At 74.1% G+C, this 1,918-nt stretch carries 2 protein-coding genes; both read right to left on the reverse strand.

Annotated features, from left to right (window positions below; all coding sequences use genetic code 11):
- On the reverse strand, positions 1-797 hold a 797-nt coding region (locus tag H5J30_RS30185), incomplete at its 3' end, for an enoyl-CoA hydratase (protein ID WP_181790576.1).
- On the reverse strand, positions 797-1,918 hold a 1,122-nt coding region (locus H5J30_RS30190; protein WP_181790578.1), incomplete at its 5' end, for a flavin monoamine oxidase family protein. The genes H5J30_RS30185 and H5J30_RS30190, both read right to left, overlap by 1 nt.

A 1,918-nucleotide genomic window follows, 5' to 3' on the forward strand; every position in this document is an offset into this window, starting at 1 on the left:
TTCACCTCGGCCCAGTGCGCGTGGTTGAGCTGGTGCAGGGTGAAGCAGGCGGCGAGCGCGCTGGTGAAGCCCTGCTGGTCGACGGTCTGGTTCACCGACTCCTTGATCAGCAGCGCCGTCACCGAGGGCACAGCCGCCAGCCGGCGGGCGAAGGCGAGGGTGTCCGCCTCCAGCCGCGACGGCTCGAAGACCTTGCTGACCATGCCGATGCGGTACGCCTCCTCGGCGTCGATCGAATCGCCCGTCAGCAGCAGCTCCTTGGCCCGGCGCGGGCCGAGTTCCCACGGGTGCGCGAAGTACTCCGTACCGCACATGCCGAGCCGGGCGCCGACCACGTCCGCGAACGTCGTGTCCCGCGCGGCAACGATGAGGTCGCAGGCCCACATGAGCATCAGCCCGCCGGCGATCACCGGACCCTGCACCGACGCGATCGTCAGCTTGCGCAGGTTGCGCCACCGCTTGGTGTTCTCGAAGTAGTGGTGCCACTCCTGGAGCATCCGGCGCTCGGCGGCGACGCGGGTGCCGCCGTGGCTGTCGTACGTGGGGTGCCGGCCCGGTCCCGGGGCGCGCTCGGCGCGGTCCTCGGCGGTGCCGAGGTCGTGTCCTGCGGAGAACGACTGGCCCTCGCCGCGCAGGACCACGACGCGCACGGTGTCGTCGGCCTCGGCGCGGGCGAACGCCTCGTCCAGCTCGACCAGCATGCCGCGGTTCTGCGCGTTGCGGACCTCGGGGCGGTTCAGGGAGACGACAGCGATGCGGCCGTCGTCCTCGGTCGCGTACGTCAGGAAGCGGCCCATCACGCGCCCCCCTGCGGCGCCAGCGCGGCCACGACCTCGGCGGCGGCGCGCTCGCCGGAACGGACCGCGCCGTCCATGTAGTTCATCCAGACCGCCGAGGTCTCCGCGCCCGCCCAGTGCACGAGGCCGCACGGCTCGCGCAGCGCGGCGCCGTAGCGGGTCCAGGTGCCGGGCGGCAGGTTGGCGCCGTAGCAGCCGCGCGTCCACTCCTCGTCCGACCAGCTCATCTCGGCGTACTGGCGAGGGCTCGCGGCCTCGGCGCCGAAGGAGGCGGCGAAGCAGTCGAGGACGGCGGCGCGGCGCGCGTCCGGGCCGAGCCCGCCCAGTCGGCGGGCCGCGTCGCCCTCGACGAAGCCGACGAGGATGCCGGGCTCACCGGACGGCGGCGAGTCGTCGAAGGTGACGGAGACGGGGCCTGCGTCCGTCAGCGCACGCCCGTTCAGGCCCTGGGCGCGCCAGAAGGGCCGGTCGTAGACCGCGTGCGCCTTGATGGTCACGCCGGGTACGGCGCGCTGGTGGAGCTGCGCGCGGATCACCGGCAGCGGCGGCGAGAAGGCGATCCGGTCGGTGAGCGCGAGCGGTACGGCGACGATGGCGCGGCGCGCCGTGATCCCGTCGACCCGGACGCCGCCGGGCTCCTGCACGACGGTCCGCACGGGGGTCCCGACCCGTACGGTGTCCGGCCCCAACTCCTCGTGGATCCGCAGGGCGAGGCCCTGCGCCCCGCCGACGAGGCGTTGCTCCTGGGCGTCCTGGAGGAGCGCCTTCAGGGAGCCGGCGGAGCGGATGTAGATCAGCACGTGCAGGAGGGACAGCTCGTCCGGCTCGACCGTGAACAGGCCCGTGGTCAGCAGACGGAGCAGTGAGAGCACGGCCGGGTCGGCGGTGCGGGAGAGCAGCCAGCCGCGGAGCGTCTGCGCGTCCCACCCGGCGGCCTCCGGCGCGGTCCAGGGCACCTCGGCGGGCAGCGTGGCGGCCAGCCGGTCCAGCTCTGCGAGGATCTCGTCGGCCTCCGTCAGCTCGTCGCGCCCGCGGTCGGCGATCGTGTAGCGCGTCTCGCCCTCGGCGTACGTGGGGAACGTGGCGACGCCCAGCGCGGCGGCCAGCGCGGCGACCCGGTC

Origin of the sequence: Streptomyces phytophilus, from assembly GCF_013870535.1 — a bacterium.
Classification (GTDB): domain Bacteria; phylum Actinomycetota; class Actinomycetes; order Streptomycetales; family Streptomycetaceae; genus Streptomyces; species Streptomyces phytophilus.